17 protein-coding genes and 1 pseudogene are annotated in these 16,073 nt (G+C 55.6%); 10 read left to right on the forward strand and 8 right to left on the reverse strand.

Annotated features, from left to right (window positions below):
• Genes JFU11_RS00785 through aroC form a run of 3 tightly spaced genes read right to left on the reverse strand, consistent with a single transcriptional unit; the run spans position 1 to position 2,895 of the window.
• Positions 1-627 carry a methylthioribulose 1-phosphate dehydratase gene (locus tag JFU11_RS00785; protein ID WP_201059332.1) on the reverse strand — a complete coding sequence of 209 codons (627 nt, stop codon included), beginning with the start codon at positions 625-627 and terminating at the stop codon, positions 1-3.
• Positions 624-1,769 carry an MFS transporter gene (locus tag JFU11_RS00790; protein ID WP_201059334.1) on the reverse strand — a complete coding sequence of 382 codons (1,146 nt, stop codon included), beginning with the start codon at positions 1,767-1,769 and terminating at the stop codon, positions 624-626. The genes JFU11_RS00785 and JFU11_RS00790 overlap by 4 nt, the downstream gene beginning before the upstream one ends.
• Positions 1,770-1,803: 34 nt before the next feature.
• The gene (gene aroC, locus JFU11_RS00795) at positions 1,804-2,895 is read right to left on the reverse strand and encodes a chorismate synthase (protein WP_052963693.1); all 1,092 of its coding nucleotides are present in this window, start codon (positions 2,893-2,895) and stop codon (positions 1,804-1,806) included.
• Between the two features lie 85 nt (positions 2,896-2,980).
• Here aroC and JFU11_RS00800 point away from each other — a divergent pair, with 85 nt between their 5' ends.
• On the forward strand, positions 2,981-3,979 hold the full coding sequence (locus JFU11_RS00800; RefSeq protein WP_201121210.1) for an alpha/beta fold hydrolase: 999 nt from the start codon (positions 2,981-2,983) through the stop codon (positions 3,977-3,979).
• 111 nt (positions 3,980-4,090) lie between these two features.
• Positions 4,091-4,882: a hypothetical protein gene (locus JFU11_RS00805; protein ID WP_201059338.1), complete on the forward strand. Its 792-nt coding sequence runs from the start codon at positions 4,091-4,093 to the stop codon at positions 4,880-4,882.
• A 126-nt stretch (positions 4,883-5,008) separates the two neighbouring features.
• On the opposite strand, the gene prmB is transcribed toward JFU11_RS00805, so the two are convergent.
• Positions 5,009-5,917: a 50S ribosomal protein L3 N(5)-glutamine methyltransferase gene (gene prmB / locus JFU11_RS00810; RefSeq protein ID WP_052963689.1), complete on the reverse strand. Its 909-nt coding sequence runs from the start codon at positions 5,915-5,917 to the stop codon at positions 5,009-5,011.
• A 239-nt stretch (positions 5,918-6,156) separates the two neighbouring features.
• Between prmB and JFU11_RS00815 the strand changes: the two genes are divergently transcribed.
• The 8 genes from JFU11_RS00815 to JFU11_RS00850 all read left to right on the forward strand — a co-directional run bounded on the left by JFU11_RS00815 (position 6,157) and on the right by JFU11_RS00850 (position 12,106).
• Positions 6,157-6,747: a cysteine hydrolase family protein gene (locus JFU11_RS00815; protein ID WP_008005646.1), complete on the forward strand. Its 591-nt coding sequence runs from the start codon at positions 6,157-6,159 to the stop codon at positions 6,745-6,747.
• Positions 6,748-6,879: 132 nt separating this feature from the next.
• The gene (locus tag JFU11_RS00820) at positions 6,880-7,200 is read left to right on the forward strand and encodes a hypothetical protein (RefSeq protein ID WP_030131642.1); all 321 of its coding nucleotides are present in this window, start codon (positions 6,880-6,882) and stop codon (positions 7,198-7,200) included.
• Between the two features lie 75 nt (positions 7,201-7,275).
• Entirely contained in the window at positions 7,276-7,833 is a 558-nt protein-coding gene (locus JFU11_RS00825) for a Smr/MutS family protein (protein ID WP_007898817.1), read from the forward strand.
• A 563-nt stretch (positions 7,834-8,396) separates the two neighbouring features.
• Entirely contained in the window at positions 8,397-9,083 is a 687-nt protein-coding gene (locus JFU11_RS00830) for a hypothetical protein (RefSeq protein WP_201059340.1), read from the forward strand.
• 194 nt (positions 9,084-9,277) lie between these two features.
• Positions 9,278-10,300 (forward strand): DUF4238 domain-containing protein, encoded by a 1,023-nt coding sequence (locus JFU11_RS00835; RefSeq protein WP_201059342.1) that lies wholly within the window; start codon positions 9,278-9,280, stop codon positions 10,298-10,300.
• 14 nt (positions 10,301-10,314) lie between these two features.
• Positions 10,315-10,542: a hypothetical protein gene (locus JFU11_RS00840; protein WP_201059344.1), complete on the forward strand. Its 228-nt coding sequence runs from the start codon at positions 10,315-10,317 to the stop codon at positions 10,540-10,542.
• A gap of 421 nt (positions 10,543-10,963) precedes the next feature.
• Positions 10,964-11,212 carry a hypothetical protein gene (locus tag JFU11_RS00845; RefSeq protein WP_111454843.1) on the forward strand — a complete coding sequence of 83 codons (249 nt, stop codon included), beginning with the start codon at positions 10,964-10,966 and terminating at the stop codon, positions 11,210-11,212.
• Positions 11,213-11,248: 36 nt separating this feature from the next.
• The gene (locus JFU11_RS00850; protein WP_201059346.1) at positions 11,249-12,106 is read left to right on the forward strand and encodes a hypothetical protein; all 858 of its coding nucleotides are present in this window, start codon (positions 11,249-11,251) and stop codon (positions 12,104-12,106) included.
• A 381-nt stretch (positions 12,107-12,487) separates the two neighbouring features.
• Here JFU11_RS00850 and JFU11_RS00855 read toward each other — a convergent pair whose 3' ends face one another.
• The 4 genes and pseudogenes from JFU11_RS00855 to JFU11_RS00870 all read right to left on the reverse strand — a co-directional run.
• On the reverse strand, positions 12,488-13,921 hold the full coding sequence (locus JFU11_RS00855) for a hypothetical protein (protein WP_201059348.1): 1,434 nt from the start codon (positions 13,919-13,921) through the stop codon (positions 12,488-12,490).
• Positions 13,918-15,216: a ParA family protein gene (locus JFU11_RS00860; RefSeq protein ID WP_201059350.1), complete on the reverse strand. Its 1,299-nt coding sequence runs from the start codon at positions 15,214-15,216 to the stop codon at positions 13,918-13,920. Before JFU11_RS00860 ends, JFU11_RS00855 begins: the two co-directional genes overlap by 4 nt.
• Positions 15,213-15,626: a hypothetical protein gene (locus JFU11_RS00865; RefSeq protein ID WP_201059352.1), complete on the reverse strand. Its 414-nt coding sequence runs from the start codon at positions 15,624-15,626 to the stop codon at positions 15,213-15,215. The genes JFU11_RS00860 and JFU11_RS00865 overlap by 4 nt, the downstream gene beginning before the upstream one ends.
• 228 nt (positions 15,627-15,854) lie before the next feature.
• A pseudogene (locus JFU11_RS00870) lies at positions 15,855-16,028 on the reverse strand (DUF4113 domain-containing protein); the annotation flags it as partial.
• Positions 16,029-16,073: the final 45 nt, after the last annotated feature.

Genomic DNA, 16,073 nt, shown 5'->3' on the forward strand with positions numbered 1-16,073 from the left:
TCATGCTTTATGGTTCGAGAGCGAGCGCGTCTTCAACTCGCACTCGAACAAAAATTCAAAGGCCTCGATCTGCCGCAGCGCGTCGCTCATGCGCGCGCCCCACGTGTAGAGGCCATGGCCGCGGATCAGATAGCCGACGCAATCAGGATGGGCGTCGAGCCAAGGCTGCACCTTGGCGGCCAGCCGTGCAATGTCCTGATCGTTGTCGAAAATCGGCACGCGCATCCGGGACTCGTGGGTCGAGATGCCGCTGAAGGCTTTTTGCAGTTCATAGTCTTCGAATTCGATGAAGTCTTCCGGCGTCAGGCGCGACAGCACGGTGGCATTCACCGAATGGGTGTGCAGCACCGCACCGATCTCCGGGCGCCAACGGTAGAGCTGAGTATGCAACAGGGTTTCGGCGGACGGTTTTTTGCCCGGTTCCAGGCTATTGCCCGACAAGTCGGTGGCCAGCACATCGTCGATACCCAGCTGGCCTTTGTGCTTGCCAGACACCGTCAGCAAGGCTTCGGTCGGCGACAGGCGGGTCGAGTAATTGCTGCTGGTGGCCGGCGACCAGCCGCGGCCATACAGAAAACGCCCGGCGTCGATGATTTCCTGGGCGAGGTGTTCACGGGTAAGGCTCATGGCCTGTCCTCTTGCATACGTGTGGCAATGATAACGGCAGCGGCGAAGGCAGCGAGACTGGCAATACTAAAGGTCAATGTGGCGCCGAGGGCATTCCAGCTATAGCCGGAATACAGCGCGCCCAGTGCACCGCCAGTGCCGGCCAGCGCGGCATACAACGCTTGGCCCTGCCCTTGCTGACGCGCGCCGAAGCTACGTTGCACGAACTGGATGGCAGCCGCGTGAAAGCTGCCGAAGGTTGCGGCGTGCAGCACTTGGGCAAACAGCAGCACCCAGAGGAACTCGGCAAACGAACCGAGCAACAACCAACGCAAAGCCGCCAGCAGGAAACTCGACAGCAGCACTCGGCGCACCGAGAAACGCGTAAGGATTTTGCTCATGGCCAGAAACATCAAGACTTCGGCAACCACGCCGACCGCCCAGAGCATGCCGATCAGCCCACGACTGTAACCGAGTCGCTCAAGGTGCAGGGTCAGAAAGGTGTAATACGGCCCGTGACTCATCTGCATCAACGCCACGCAACCGTAGAACGCCAATACCCCGGGGTTGCGCAATTGCTGGAGGAATCCCTCCCCCGCCAGCCGTTCACTCTGAATCGGTTGCGCGTTAGGCACCCATAAACTGCTGACCACGATCCCGGCCATGATCAGCACCAGCGTGACCGGATAGATGTCGAGGCTGAGCCATTCGAACATTCGACCGAGGGCGACCACGGTAATGATGAAACCGATGGAACCCCACAGGCGAATCTGACTGTAGCGAGATGTCTGGCCGTTCAAGTGCGCCAGGGTGATGACTTCGAACTGCGGCAATACCGCGTGCCAGAAGAAGGCGTGCAAGGCCATGACCATCGCCAGCCACGCGTAGCTTTTGCTGACGAAAATCAGTGAGAAGGTCAGCAACGTACAGACCGCGCCGAACCGCACGATAGCCAGCCGTCGCCCGGTGTAGTCACCGAGCCAGCCCCAGATGTTCGGCGCCACGCAGCGCATCAGCATCGGGATCGCCACCAGTTCGCCAATGCGCGCACTGGAAAAGCCCAGGTGATCGAAGTACAGCGCCAGGAATGGCGCTGTCGAACCGAGCAAGGCGAAATAGAACAGATAGAAACTGGAAAGCCGCCAGTACGGGAGCGCCGCCACGGTCGTCAGACCCCGGCGGCCATAAGGTCAGCCATTAAAGCTGACCCAGCACCGGAGTGCTCACGCGCACATTGAGGTTCTGCCCGCGGTGACGCAGCAGGTGATCCATCAGCACGATGGCCATCATCGCTTCTGCAATCGGCGTGGCGCGGATGCCGACGCACGGGTCGTGACGGCCCTTGGTGACGACCTCAACCGGGTTGCCATGGATGTCGATGGAGCGACCCGGCGTGGTGATGCTCGAGGTTGGCTTAAGTGCCAGATGCGCAACGATCGGCTGACCGGACGAGATGCCACCGAGAATGCCGCCAGCATTGTTGCTTAGGAAACCTTCCGGGGTCATTTCATCACGGTGTTCGGTGCCGCGCTGGGCGATGCTGGCAAAACCGGCGCCGATCTCAACGCCTTTGACCGCGTTGATGCTCATCAGCGCGTGGGCCAGTTCGGCGTCGAGGCGGTCGAAAATCGGCTCGCCGAGGCCAGGCATCACGCCTTCGGCAACCACGGTGATCTTCGCGCCGACCGAATCCTGGTCGCGACGCAACTGGTCCATATAGGCTTCCAGCTCCGGCACTTTGTCCGGGTCGGGGCTGAAGAAAGCGTTTTCTTCCACCGAATCCCAGGTCTTGAACGGGATTTCGATCGGGCCGAGCTGGCTCATGTAGCCACGAATGACGATGCCCTGGGTGGCCAGGTACTTTTTCGCGATCGCCCCTGCCGCCACGCGCATGGCGGTTTCACGGGCCGAACTGCGACCGCCGCCGCGATAATCGCGCTCGCCATATTTGTGGTGGTAGGTGTAGTCGGCGTGGGCCGGGCGGAACAGATCCTTGATCGCCGAATAGTCCTTGGACTTCTGGTCGGTGTTGCGGATCAACAGGCCGATGGCGCAACCGGTGGTGCGGCCTTCGAACACGCCAGAGAGGATTTCGACTTCGTCGGCTTCCTGGCGCTGGGTGGTGTGGCGGCTGGTGCCGGGCTTGCGGCGATCCAGGTCGCGCTGCAGATCCTCAAGGGAAATCTCCAGGCCCGGCGGGCAGCCATCGACAATGGCGACCAACGCCGGACCATGGCTTTCGCCCGCGGTGGTGACAGTGAACAGCTTGCCGTAGGTATTGCCGGACATGCGGGACGCTCCGTGAAATCGAAACTAAAATACGTAATGCGCGCCAGTATACGCAGGCTACCCGACTAGTTCATCCTCGAACCTTATGGGTGCCTGCGAGTCCAACCGGCACCTTGTTGATGATGGCGTGATGATGCTGCGAGTTCTAGCCTTGAGCCTTACCTTGTTTACCGGCTTTGCACAGGCCACTGTCCTGCAACGCCCGATCACATTGGACACCGGCAGTGGCGAGCTTTTCGGCTCGCTGTTGCTGCCCAAGTCCGACACGCCTGTGCCGGTTGTCCTGATCATTTCCGGCTCCGGTCCTACGGATCGTGACGGAAACAACCCCGACGGCGGACGCAACGACAGCCTCAAACGGCTGGCCTGGGTGCTGGCCAAACACAACATTGCCAGCGTGCGCTACGACAAGCGTGGCGTGGCGGCGAGCCTGGCTGCGACTCCAGACGAACGTAATCTGTCGGTGGAGGCCTATGTGGCCGACGCCGAAGCCTGGGGCCACAAGCTCAAAGCCGATCCGCGCTTTGGCAAACTGATTTTGCTGGGCCACAGCGAAGGTGCGTTAATCGCCAGCCTGGCGGCGCCAAACGTCGATGCCGCGGCGGTGATTTCCATGTCCGGCAGCGCCCGGCCGATCGATCAGGTCCTGCGCCAGCAGCTAAGCAATCGCCTGCCGCCTCCCTTGATGCTGCGCAGCAATGAGCTACTCGACAGCCTCAAGGCCGGCCACACCGACGACAACGTGCCCCCACAATTGCAGGTGATTTTCCGCCCCAGCGTGCAGCCGTATCTGATTTCGCTGTTCCGCCAAGACCCGGCGGCGGCCTTCGCCAAATTGAAAATGCCGGCGCTGATCATCCAGGGCAGCAACGACATTCAGGTCGGCGTCGGTGATGCCCAGGCGCTCAAGGCGGCCAAACCGGACGCCGAACTGGCGCTGATCGAAGGCATGAACCACGTGATGCGCATCGTGCCCAACGACGTGAAGCGGCAATTGGCCTCCTATAAAGATCCGCAATTACCACTGGCAGCCGAACTCGGCGCGCGAATCCTCGGGTTTATTGACGGACTTCGCACCAGTTAAGCGCTGTTTTAAGCGCTGTTGACCCTCCAGTCCTGAAAAAAACGGCCGATAAGCCTTTGTCGCCAGCGCACTGGCTGGCGGCAAGCAGGGCTTGGACAGGATCTCGCCGTTATGACTGATACCCAGACTTCACCCGACACCACCGCTGAAAAAGACGCACCGCCAGCGGTCGAGCTGCCGTGGGCGGACGTCCACGTCGAGCACCACAAAATGCTCCGCCTGGCGCCGCTGCAAACCGACCGCAATACCGGTGGACGGCCGTTGCGCTTTGTCGAATTCGGTTACGCCGAACGCAATAGCAAGGAACACAGCCTGATGCGCATGACCATCAAGCTGCCGGGCCAGCGGGTGCGCAAAGAACAGAATCATCTGGACGTGTGGGTCGATCACACTGCCAAACGCGTGCATTTCAGGCCGGAAAGCGGTTTGCAGATCGAGCCAATGAACCGCGGCATCGGGCGTTATATGGCCGCTCAGGGCATTACTTGGGCGAAGAAGAGATGGCCCGCCTACACCGTCGACGGCACTGACCTGAACAACAAGGATGCGCTGAACGAAGACACTCGCCTGCGCCGCGATCACTTTCTGCGGGTGCACGGTTTTGACGTGGTCTACGCCGACGCCCAGCATTTGAAGGGCAGCGTTAAAGAGGTGTCGGTCGGTGATTTGCTCGGCGACTGGAATAGCGAAAAGTTGCAGCAGGTAGAAATCCTCGAAGCCGCGCAGATGCTCCAGCAAGCCGAGCAGAACCTGGCGGAACAGGAAGTCAAACTGAAGAAGCACGAAGAAAAAGTCAGCAAGTACAAACGCGAAGACGCCGGGCTGCGTTTTACCATTACCTGTCTGGTGGCGTTTGCGGTGTTTCAGGCGGGGTTGTTGATCTGGATTGCTACGCATCGGTAAAGATTTGAGACCGAGGGGCGGCCATCGCGGGCAAGCCTCGCTCCCACAAGTTTTGTGTGTGCCTCCTCATTTGGACACAACACAAAACCTGTGGGAGCGTAGCTTGCCCGCGAAGGCATTCTCAGGTCAGACGCGAGAAGCAAACAACGCCTGATGATCGCGGCATTGCTCCGCTGTCAGCATGAACACCCCATGCCCGCCACGCTCGAACTCAAGCCAGGCGAAGTCGACTTCCGGGTATAGCGCCTCGACGTGAACCTGGCTGTTACCCACCTCGACAATCAGCAAACCCTTCTCGGTCAGATGATCCGCCGCTTCGGCGAGCATGCGACGCACCAGATTCAAACCGTCGTCGCCACAGGCCAGGCCCAGCTCCGGTTCGTGCTGATACTCGTCCGGCATGTCGGCGAAATCTTCCGCATCGACGTAAGGCGGGTTCGACACGATCAGGTCGAAACGTTGACCCGGCAAGCCATCGAAACCATCGCCCTGAACGGTGAACACCCGCTCATCGACACCGTGGCGCTCGATATTCTGGTTCGCCACTTCCAGCGCTTCAAACGACAGATCGGCCAGTACCACTTCGGCGTTCTGGAACTCGTAAGCACAGGCGATGCCGATGCAACCGGAACCGGTGCACAGGTCGAGAATACGTGCAGGTTCGGCACCCAACCACGGCTCAAAACGCTTTTCGATCAGCTCGCCAATCGGCGAACGCGGGATCAGCACGCGCTCGTCGACAATGAACGACATACCGCAGAACCAGGCTTCACCCAGCAGGTAAGCGGTCGGAATGCGCTCTTCGATGCGGCGCTTGAGCAAGCGTTGCAGATTGACCAGTTCGTCGTCTTCCAGACGGCAGTCCAGATAGCTGTCGGCGATTTCCCACGGCAAGTGCAGCGCACCCAACACCAGCTGACGGGCTTCGTCCCAGGCATTGTCGGTCCCATGGCCGAAAAACAGATCCTCCCCATGGAAGCGGCTGACGGCCCAACGGATATGGTCGCGCAGGGTACGAAGTCGGGAAGTGATCACGGGGGCAAACTCCAGAAAAAACGACTGACGATTCTAACAGCCAAAAGACGCCACGACGACGCAGGAAAAACACCGGGTCAGATGTAGGACTCTTCTATTTTTTAAGCAAGCTATTGAACAGAACGAGTATCTTGACAAGGCTGCGACCCAACAACGGCGGTGCCTACGATGGTAGCGATTCACAGAAGCGCTCAGCCAGAGGACAATGTCGCAAAAGCCCCACCCGAAGGAGCCCCAGAATGTCCGTTCCAAAAACGATGTTTCAACTCAGCGGCCGTGGTTATGCAGCGGCCAATCTGGGTCATGCGACCCTTGTCATCATCGATGCCCAGAAAGAATACCTCAGCGGCCCCTTGGCACTGAGCGGCATGGATGCTGCCGTCGCGAACATCAAGCAACTGGTGGCCGCTGCCCGTGCAGCCGGTCGGCCGATCGTGCACGTGCGCCACCTCGGCACCGTCGGTGGGCTGTTCGACCCGCAAGGCGAGCGCGGCGAGTTCATCCCGGGGCTCGAGCCACAGGGCGACGAAACCATCATCGGCAAATTGCTGCCGAGTGCGTTTCATGGCACCGAACTGCTGGAGCGCCTGCAGAATCTCGGCTCGCTGGACCTTATCGTCTGCGGCTTCATGAGCCACTCCAGCGTCAGCACTACCGTGCGCGCCGCGAAGAACCTGGGCTTTCGTTGCACATTGGTTGAAGACGCCTGCGCGACTCGCGACCTGCCCTACAAGGGTGGCGTCCTGAGCGCCGAGCATGTTCAGCACACCGAGATGGCGATCATGGCGGACAATTTCGCCACCCTCGCCCAGACCCGCGAACTGATCTGATCAACCCTTCGATGAGCGGTCCATGCCGCCGCTCATCCGCAAAAGCCTCTCATTTGCTGTAATTGCCCTAGCCTCAGGAACATCCCGGTCAACTCCCGGTCGAAGGGCCGATACCCATTGAGGAAGGTCGGAATGAAGTTATCCGATGGTTTTGATGCACGCCGCTTGCGGCCCAAAGGCCAAAGCAACTGGCGTTTTCGCTTCGGCGCAGCGTTCGCTGCCTTGCTGGCGACGTGCGGTGTGTTGCTGGCGATGGCCGGCGCGGCCAGCCTGCTGGGCCGGCCACCGGCGCTGGGCGAATTGAATGCCAGCCCGCTGGGCTCCGCGATCATTCTGGCCGTGGGCCTGTTCGTGCTGTACATCGGCGTGTGGCTCTGGCGCCGCTGCCGTCGCCGCTCGCGCCAGTCACGAGAGCTGAACATGTCTCCGCACTTGATGAAAAAACACGACTAAGCCCAAAGCCGGACGTTTTGTCGCGCCCGATTCGTCCCGACTTGGGTAAACTGGCCGCCCTTCGCGGAGGCTGACATGCAAGACGACGATTTTTCCCTGTTCAAAAGCGCGATCCAAGGCGTCAAGCCGATCAAGCACGATCGCGCCGAAACCGGCAAACCCAAGGCCGACCGCGCGCAAATCGCCAAGCTGCGCCAAGCCGCCACTGTGCGCACCGATGCCACCACCGTTGACGGGTTGTCCGATCAGTTCGTCATCGATGTCGGCCCCGAAGATGAGCTGATGTGGGCCCGTGACGGTGTCCAGGAAAGCCAGATGCGCAAGCTCAAGATCGGACAGATTCCGTTCGAAGGCAGCCTCGATCTGCATGGCATGAACGTGGAAAAGGCCCGTGAAACCTTGTGGGCCTTTCTGGCCGAAGCGACCAAATTCGAAATCCGCTGCGTACGTGTCACCCACGGCAAGGCTGTGCGCCTGGACGGCAAGCGGCCGATGATCAAAAGTCACGTCAACACGTGGCTGCGTCAGCATTCACAGGTGCTCGGCTTCACCTCGTGCCAACCGAAACACGGCGGCGCCGGAGCGGTTTATGTGATGCTCAAACGCACCATGATGGAAGGTCGCGACGAGTAATGCCGTCGCTTCACGCTTGCAGCGCCGTGTCCGTCACCGTACCCTTGCCCTTTGCGTAAAATCCCACAGGTAGTTTCATGTCCCTGGAACAGAATTACACCGACATGTTCAGAGGTGTTTACTAAGTTATCAGGGGCAATGAAATCAGGGACTTAACGCCCAGGCCAACTCAGAGTTTCCTGCCAAAACGCAGTCATTGGTACAAAAATTGGTACGAGATTCCCTCCTCACGCAACACATAAAAGGCCCCGCTCCGGCTGTACCGTGCGGGGCTTTTTTACAACTAGAGCTGATGCTTTGAACGCTGGCTGAAAGGCGGCTACAGCCATAAGCAGTCAGTGGACAGGCTAGTGGCAAATTGGTAGCATCTCCTTGCTGCGCTGAATCTTTACCGCAGTTGAGCTCGCCGTCATCCATGTCGCTTTTCTCTCTGGGCTATGTCGCGTTGCTGCGACTCCCTCCAAGCTAGACAAGGGCTTACGGGAGGACAAGGAACGTTATACGCCATCACTGTCGTGTTTAAATGCGGCAGTAATGTCGTCCAATAGTAGTTAGGCGTCATTATGAAGAACTTTCTTCTCGCTGCAGCGAAACTCGCCACAGGCCTCTTCCTTGCAGGTTTGGCCCTCGGGATCACGATCGCGCTTTACTTTTGGGCAACCAAAATCTACGAGAGTAGCCAGGCCAAGCAGTACGAGACCATCAAGGAGTGGCCAGCAGACCTAACCGCGAATCTCGGCTTGCAACTTCAGGCCAAGACAAAGGTAATATCTGGGAAGCTCTTGCTATCCGTAGATATCGTCGGATATCCCGCCTATCTATCGGACCCTCGCTTAGCCGAACGAAACCAGAAGGCACAACTCATTGTCCAGTTCGTCGACCTGGATGGTTTCAGAGTCTTCAGCAAACCAATCGAGCTTTCCGAATTTAGTGGCATCGTAGGCGCAAAGGGCGAGAAAATTGGCCTTCGAACTCAACTGCAAGAATACGTCTCGATCGAGGACTACAAGAGGTTTCAGCGTCTTCAGGTCGAATGGACTCTGGAAACCAAGGTCCCGCCTAATCTTGCGCCCGACGTAAAGGAAGAACAGAGTCGCCTTGATCACTGCGCTCCGAGCATCTCGCGCGCAGAACGGCTCAAGCGCCTGTCAAAACACGGAGAGTTACGGGAAATAGCTTCCGGCTCTTACTCTGCAGGCGATCGATCCGTGCACTTCTTCTACGATGGAACACTACTGAATTGCCGATAACAAGTTTCTTGCGCTGGCGATTGGCCCACAGCTTCAGCTATGCATCCATATGCTTTGGCGCTAGAGGCCCGTGTTTACTGGCTGTAACGCCCCTCTTGCCTGCTTGCATAAATGCATAGTGGGCATTGAATGGCATGGTTTGGCGTACGGTTTGCCCCATTCAGTGACGAGACCGTCGAGAAAGGAGGATGTAAATGCAGCAGCTTCGCGTTAGAAACCATTACGTTCCGGAGCTCTATCTAAAGCAGTGGGAGCATGAGGGTAGGATTTCCACTTACCGGCTGCTGGTTCCCCATGACAGCTTCCCTCTCTGGGAAGAGTTACCCTTGAAAAGTATCGCCTTTCGTCGGCATCTCTATACCTCTCTGATCGGGCAAGAGGAGACGGATGAGATTGAACGCTGGCTCGATCGTGAATTTGAAAGTCCGGCGCAAGAAGCGATATCCCGCGTCATCAACGAGCAGCGCCTTACACCTGATCACTGGAGGCACTTGGTTCGCTTTGCTGTAGCTCAAGATGTGCGCACTCCTGCACGGCTTAAGGAGTTTCTTAGTCGCCAAAAAGAGACATTGAAACCGCTGATGGATAAGACATTGGCGCAAACCGTTAATAAACTGGAACGGAGCGTCAATGAAAACCAGCCACTTCAGGTTAACGAAATGGTTGGGGCTGGTGAATTTCCTTTAAAAATCACCATTGAGAAACCACCGGTAGGGAATTGGCAAGTGCAGGCCGAGACCATGATCGGTAGAGGGATGTGGCTTTGGAATATAAAGCATCTTCTGACAAGCACCCTAAAACGCATCCCCCGACAACAGTGGACAGTGCTTCACGCCCCGGCAGGAATATCTTGGCCGACATCAGACAATCCGCTTATCAGACTGAACTATCAGGACGCTAGCAATTATGACTTTGGTGGTGGATGGGGGGTCAAGAACACCGACATACTTCTCCCGCTGAGCCCGAAACATCTTCTTCACACGAGCATTGGCAAGCGTTCGTGGCTGCGCGGCACGGTGCTGGAGGAAGGCATGGCGCGAATTTTGCGCAAGATCATCATTCAACATGCGGATCGTTACATTTTTTCGCTAGACCCGAGCGACGTCCACCTGATTCGACCTCGACTCGTATGCTCGGAGACCTACAAGGGCGAGGAGGAGGCCTGGCAAAATTGGCACAGTGATCAGTGCCAGGCGGAGGCCGAGCTGAGGGAGTAATAGGCTGCTCGAATATGAATGCTTTGAGTGCCTGTTGGACGGTCATCGGTAAAGGACTGGAGATTCCCGGTAATCGAGCCAACATCACCGTTGACCTGCTCGATGAAGCGGACGGATATGTGACAGTGATCAAGGTGACGCGCAACGGGAAGGAGGTCTATATGACCAGCATGCGACGTTTGAATAGCGATCAAGCCAAGCTGGATGAGGAGATCAAAAGGTTAACGAAGAAAAGAAAATGAGCAGACGGTGGGGCCTCCCAGCCCGACTAGGTCGGGAACCCCACATAACCATCCGCAGCATGCTGCGTCGTACGGTAGGGAGATCACCGTGTCACGTCTGTTCGTCACAACCGTAACGCACATCGGTAGTGAAATGGGAGGGAAACAGATCTAGACCAGAGGTCTGAATAAATGGGTGCAATGGCAGATATATGCTAAACCCTAGGTAGGTTCGCAGTGGTCCACAGGCCGATACAAGGCTATTGCTGTCGGGTAGCCAGGATAATATCCTTCGCTGCCGTATCAAAGGTGGCAGGTCTATCGCGCCGTATCGACAGTCAAAGGCTGTCCGTGGTCTCCTAGTCCGATCTCCTATGTCACTTTCAACAAGGAAGCTGCTCCGCTGTCAAATGGATGACAAACCTACTAAAGGAGAACGAAGATGAGCAAAAGTCGTGAGCATAAAAGCCTGATGGATAGGTTGAAAGGCTATTACATGGGTGCAGAGCGCGATGCCGCGAAAACAACACCGTTCTACGTCACTGGAGACGGCGTGATGTTTGCTAATCCTAAAGAAGTGATTCGCTCGCAAGCCGTGCAGCACCAATTGTCGGCGTTTGAGTCGTTGAGGACTGAGATGCAGGACAAAAAAAACGATGATGCCGATAAACGGGCTGCTCAAGGCGATTAGACAAGGCGTTTAATCGCCGCCTAAGGATGGGTTTGAATGCTCAAAGCAGCGTTGGCATTTTTCCCGTTGATAGCGGGCTATCTTTTTGTAACCACTTGGCACAAAACGAGATACCTCATCAAGCGTGAGGACTCCCAAAAAATCTATATCAGAGCCGCTTTTTGGGGCATCTGGCTCTTCCTTCTAGCGTTTACTTTCGTCACCTCGATCAAACAGGACGTAGAGCCGTATCTGGCATTCGTACGGGTATGGGCAGATCTAGCAATCCTTCAAGACTCTAGCGACCGGCAGATAGACACAGCTTTTTGGGTGCTCGTCCTATTCTCCACATTAGCTCTGGGAATGTTTGGCGGTTACCTACTCAACTGGAGCCTGGCCTTCGGAACTATTTCTAGAAAAGAGTTTTTTCGGCTACTCGTACGTCGAGTTAAACACCGCGACCCTCATTTTTTTCGCCAAATCTATGACTACTCAACCCGCGCAGCACTCAAAAAAGTAATACATGATTTGAATGCCGACCTTGAAATCATCGTAATGAGGGCATTGGAGCTTACGATGCCCGTCTCCGTAACCATGGGGAACGGCAAGGTTTATATAGGTTATGTGACTGGGGCGATTGATCCTGGGGACAAACGCGACATGCTCCGGATTTTGCCTGTGGTGAGTGGTTATCGTGCGGGAGAGGAAATGACGCTTCGTTTCACAACCTGGTACACAACGGTATATCAGCGTTTTAAGAAGGATGAGTCATTAAGCCACCTAAACCCTGAGTTGTTTGAAGTGGCCTTTCCTCTGAGCGAAATCAGAGCGATCAATCTGTTTGATGCCGAGGCATATCAAGCCTTTCAGCAGGAAAATGCTCCGGCCGTTCGAATTTACCTCCCCGATCCATAGCTCTCTACCTACTCACGCAACATTATGCTTCAGATGAGTCGCAGCCTGTAGCGCCGTAGGCGGCGTTTAAATGGGTAGCCCAATGAGGCCCAACAGTGGTGATCGGATATTTGAGACGTGAAAGCGACGTAAATGCACATGGACGGTTAGGGATTCGAACCCCTTCGAATGTTTCGGTAGACCGCTCCAGGCCACTAATTGCGCCATTTTACTGCGCCGCTAATGGTATATACCGGCCTACCGCGGCCCACTTTATGCCCTAAATCTGCCCTAAGCTTGCCGCGTTGCTGATGAAGGTGGTTGTTGTAAAGAATACTTGCATGCCCAACCTAGTGAAGCGGGGCGCTCTCAAGCCCCTCTCTTCATCCGCTTGGAAAATATTCACTTCACCGGTTTTACTCCGCCACGGCGCCCTAGGCCGAATCCGACACGGTAGAGATCTGGCAGATTGACCCTACCGTCCTTCATCGTTTCAAAGATGCCGAGCCGTTCTAGATCGCTTCGCACCCCGGACCATCCTCTTTCAGCATGCTGAGGTGGAAGTCTTTGGTCTGATAATCCCGTAAGCCCCGAGGGAAACTGAACTCTCCACCTTTCTTCGACGATTTCAAAAGCACAGGGGACAGAAGCCCCTCGAAGAGGATCCATGATTTTGGGAACCCATGGATAATCCTCAGCCATTTCGGCAACCCTGATCTCAGACGCTTTTTGAACGCCGCGTTTGATGCTCTCATAATGAAGAGCCTGCTCATGGTCCGGATATTTTTCTAACGAGTCTTCTGCCGCCTGGCGTATGGCGGCAAGGAAAGACCTAGGGGAGGTCCGGCCCCGCCCATCTGCGAGGTGGCTCACCGCCCATATATAAGGTACTCCGCGGCGACGATCTCGCCCCATCCACGGACCAGCTAAAGCCTCAAATAAGTCCCGCTGCTTGGCGCTCTCTCGCTTCACCTCTTCAGCTACAAGCCAAACTTGATTGTCTGAGCGCGGAGCATTCCCAATTACTGACGTATATAACTCACGCAGGTTTTCCCCATCAGATCCGGTAGCATTGCAAAGTGTCTGCCATAACAACCCATGCAGATCATGCGACGCCCATGTCAGTTCAGCCTTTGTAGCTAGCAACTTTGAAGCGTCGGGAAAATCGGTGATAGTGCGATCAGACTGATCTTCTCGTAGGAATACTTTGGCATGGAGACGCGGATAGGACTTCAACCAAAGCACAACTTTGAGCAGGTCTCTTACAATCTGGTCCATCATTCCCCAGTCATTGCTGGTTCGATCCAAAGCATCGAATACAATGAGACCAAATCTGCCGCTACTGACAAGCGTGCTGTTCGTATCCTGAACGATCCTCGCTAGAAGTTCAGGATTATCTCTGACCCACTCTATCGTGTCTTGCCACTTGCTATCAGGGATGGATACCGGATTGATTTTAGCGAGCCAACGAAGGACGACTCCTTTCCAAATTTCGAAAGGAGTAAATCCATTATTGATGAGCTGCGCAAAAACCTCCATATCGGGGAACGAATCAATATCTGGCGAAACACCGAAACCCACATGTACATCGGTAATCTCCAGCTCCTTGACAGCTTTACCAAGCGCCTCGCGCAAGATAGGAGCGCGCAGTGCGGCAGTCCAAAAAGATTTCCCTACCCCCCTGGCACCGATTACCAAATTGCACTCGAGCCTCAAAGCTTTTGTATGGCCCGGTGGCATATACAAATGACGTCGATCAGGCGCTTCCCCGTGAGTTGAAGTTGTCAGAGGAATCGCTTGAACAAGAGACTCTTTGATCTGTACCTTAGAAATCACGAACAATCCTCACCTTGAACGGCATTAGATATGCCTTGTATTACTTGACCGAATATAGCGGATACTTCATCGGCATCAATACCATTCAGCCTTGAATGCATCGCACGGAGCGAATTGAATCCGCGGTTCCAACGGATTGCCCAAGCATAGTGGGGACCTCCCTCATCGGAGCTGTCAAAACTCCAAGTTTCCTCCGTAGCCGCGCTACCCGCCGGCACTTCGTCATAGAGCTCATCCGCGAACAAGCTCCATGCCTCTTCACGTAAGCCAATTGTGTATTCGACTCCATCCAACTCTGGAATCAAGGCTCCCACAACTTGAAGCCGCTCTCTGATTTCTCGGACGACTCCGGTGGTTCGCCAGTGACGAAATAGAATACGATAACCGGACCACGTCTGGTCTCCATCTAATGCGAATAGAAGCACCAGGTTCGCGCCTAAATCAGTAACACAGGCAGATGCCACCTCATCAATTCCCGCTCTAGAATCAATAAGAATTACATCGGGAGACCAGCGCTTCTCTAAAAGAGAGATGAGTCGTTGCAGTCTCTGGGACCAAGATTCCTGGCCGCTGGAGGTGACTTTAGGCATCCACGCCCGACCCAACTTAGAGACATATTCACCAGAATCTGCACCATGGGCAGGGACTACAAAAATATCACCGTCATGTGATAAGCCGCTGGATGCCACCATGCTGTCGAAAACTTCATCGCCATTATCGATAAGGTCTTCAACTAACCAATCGGTGATTCCGTATTTGGGACGGCGATCAATTGGCAGCAAGGAGGTCGAAAGACCCGGCGACTCAAGATCCAAATCGAGCACTAAAACTCGCTTTCCACTTTGTGCTAGCGACCAGGCACTCGCCGCGATCGCTGTTGAGCGACCGACTCCCCCTTTGATGGAGAAAAAAACTACCCGTGGTATCTCTGCCGAGGCCGGGGCAATTGTCGACCAATTTCCTTGAGTAGCTAACCGATCAATCAACGAAACGCCAGAAATACCCTCAAGAGGGAAAACGGGTGCACCAAATGCAACGCTCTCTACAGATTGCTCAAATAATACTGCTTGCTCTACGGGAAAAGCCCGCTTACCTAGCGTCTCGACCATTTGTTGCGAGATAGCTGCTAGTGATTTCAAAACGCTTTGATCGCTTTGCCACTTTGCAGAAACGATCAGTCGCACCCTTCCGTTCAGGTCTCTGTTTATGTAAACGGGCGCTGCTAGCTGAAGGAACTCTGTGTGGTGAGAAAAAATCTCCTGCAGCTTGGGAATCAGTTGGTCAAACGTAATCATATCAATCCCTCCAGCAGGGCCTTTCGAACCAGAGCAGCAACAACTCCAGCAGCGGTTCGATGAGCTTCAACGCTCGGCAGCAAAACGTCGCCGCTTTTCGCGTATCTCTGCGATGCATCCCAATCGAGGAAAGGGTTTGGGCTTGGCAGAGCGTAATTTGCACCATTAACCGAGCTTGCACGATAGGTATCGTAGCGATCCCACGCTTTGTTGGCATGCACACGATCATCAACCTCTTTTGGCGCGCCATCTTGCCGAATCACCATTCCGAAGTGGTGCATCAGCTTCTTAAGTCCGCACTCCGCCGCAAAGCCGTATAGCTGATCGGCGTTACCCAAGCGTGACGCCAAAAATAGCGATTCTGCATCAACCATATGTCTTTGATGGGCATCTAAAAAATCTGCATTCATGTGTCGCTGTCCATCCCTAGAGCTCCGAACGCAAATATCGGGTCAACGATCGCCGGATACTGAAGCTGAAATGTGTGAGGTAATCGTGCAATTCCGGATTATGCCCTGTCACTCGCCGAGAGGCCACGCTGGAACAACTGAAGGCACACCGTACTCATAGCGTTGGAGTGCTGAAGTTTTGATGTACCGTATTAACAGGACTCCGCTTGGCCCAAATCAGCCACTCATTCACCTACAGCTAACAGTCCATAATTGGTCCAGCCGCGTGGTATAGCTTTGACTCATCATCTCCCGTTGCATACCCCGATCCGGATTGGTCGGCGCGCTGGCGGCTCGAAGCGTACCTCCTCTACCCCACCGCCCATTGATCTGGTCCAGCACCGCCATCACCCGGGTCGCCTCCAGCCTGTGGCCCTGCCACCAGGCGAATCGCCGAGCACGATGTGC

The organism is Pseudomonas sp. TH37 (assembly GCF_016650735.1).
Classification (GTDB): Bacteria; Pseudomonadota; Gammaproteobacteria; order Pseudomonadales; family Pseudomonadaceae; genus Aquipseudomonas; species Aquipseudomonas farris.

Bases quoted from the DNA above. Each gene is read 5' to 3' on its own strand.
- JFU11_RS00840 (WP_201059344.1), top strand. From the start codon at position 10,315: ATGAATGCTTTGAGTGCCTGTTGGACGGTCATCGGTAAAGGACTGGAG.
- JFU11_RS00845 (WP_111454843.1), top strand. From the start codon at position 10,964: ATGAGCAAAAGTCGTGAGCATAAAAGCCTGATGGATAGGTTGAAAGGC.
- JFU11_RS00785 (WP_201059332.1), bottom strand. From the start codon at position 627: ATGAGCCTTACCCGTGAACACCTCGCCCAGGAAATCATCGACGCCGGG.
- JFU11_RS00830 (WP_201059340.1), top strand. From the start codon at position 8,397: ATGAAGAACTTTCTTCTCGCTGCAGCGAAACTCGCCACAGGCCTCTTC.
- aroC (WP_052963693.1), bottom strand. From the start codon at position 2,895: ATGTCCGGCAATACCTACGGCAAGCTGTTCACTGTCACCACCGCGGGC.
- JFU11_RS00800 (WP_201121210.1), top strand. From the start codon at position 2,981: ATGGGTGCCTGCGAGTCCAACCGGCACCTTGTTGATGATGGCGTGATG.
- JFU11_RS00850 (WP_201059346.1), top strand. From the start codon at position 11,249: ATGCTCAAAGCAGCGTTGGCATTTTTCCCGTTGATAGCGGGCTATCTT.
- JFU11_RS00860 (WP_201059350.1), bottom strand. From the start codon at position 15,216: ATGATTACGTTTGACCAACTGATTCCCAAGCTGCAGGAGATTTTTTCT.
- JFU11_RS00835 (WP_201059342.1), top strand. From the start codon at position 9,278: ATGCAGCAGCTTCGCGTTAGAAACCATTACGTTCCGGAGCTCTATCTA.
- JFU11_RS00820 (WP_030131642.1), top strand. From the start codon at position 6,880: ATGAAGTTATCCGATGGTTTTGATGCACGCCGCTTGCGGCCCAAAGGC.
- JFU11_RS00865 (WP_201059352.1), bottom strand. From the start codon at position 15,626: ATGAATGCAGATTTTTTAGATGCCCATCAAAGACATATGGTTGATGCA.
- JFU11_RS00825 (WP_007898817.1), top strand. From the start codon at position 7,276: ATGCAAGACGACGATTTTTCCCTGTTCAAAAGCGCGATCCAAGGCGTC.
- JFU11_RS00805 (WP_201059338.1), top strand. From the start codon at position 4,091: ATGACTGATACCCAGACTTCACCCGACACCACCGCTGAAAAAGACGCA.
- JFU11_RS00815 (WP_008005646.1), top strand. From the start codon at position 6,157: ATGTCCGTTCCAAAAACGATGTTTCAACTCAGCGGCCGTGGTTATGCA.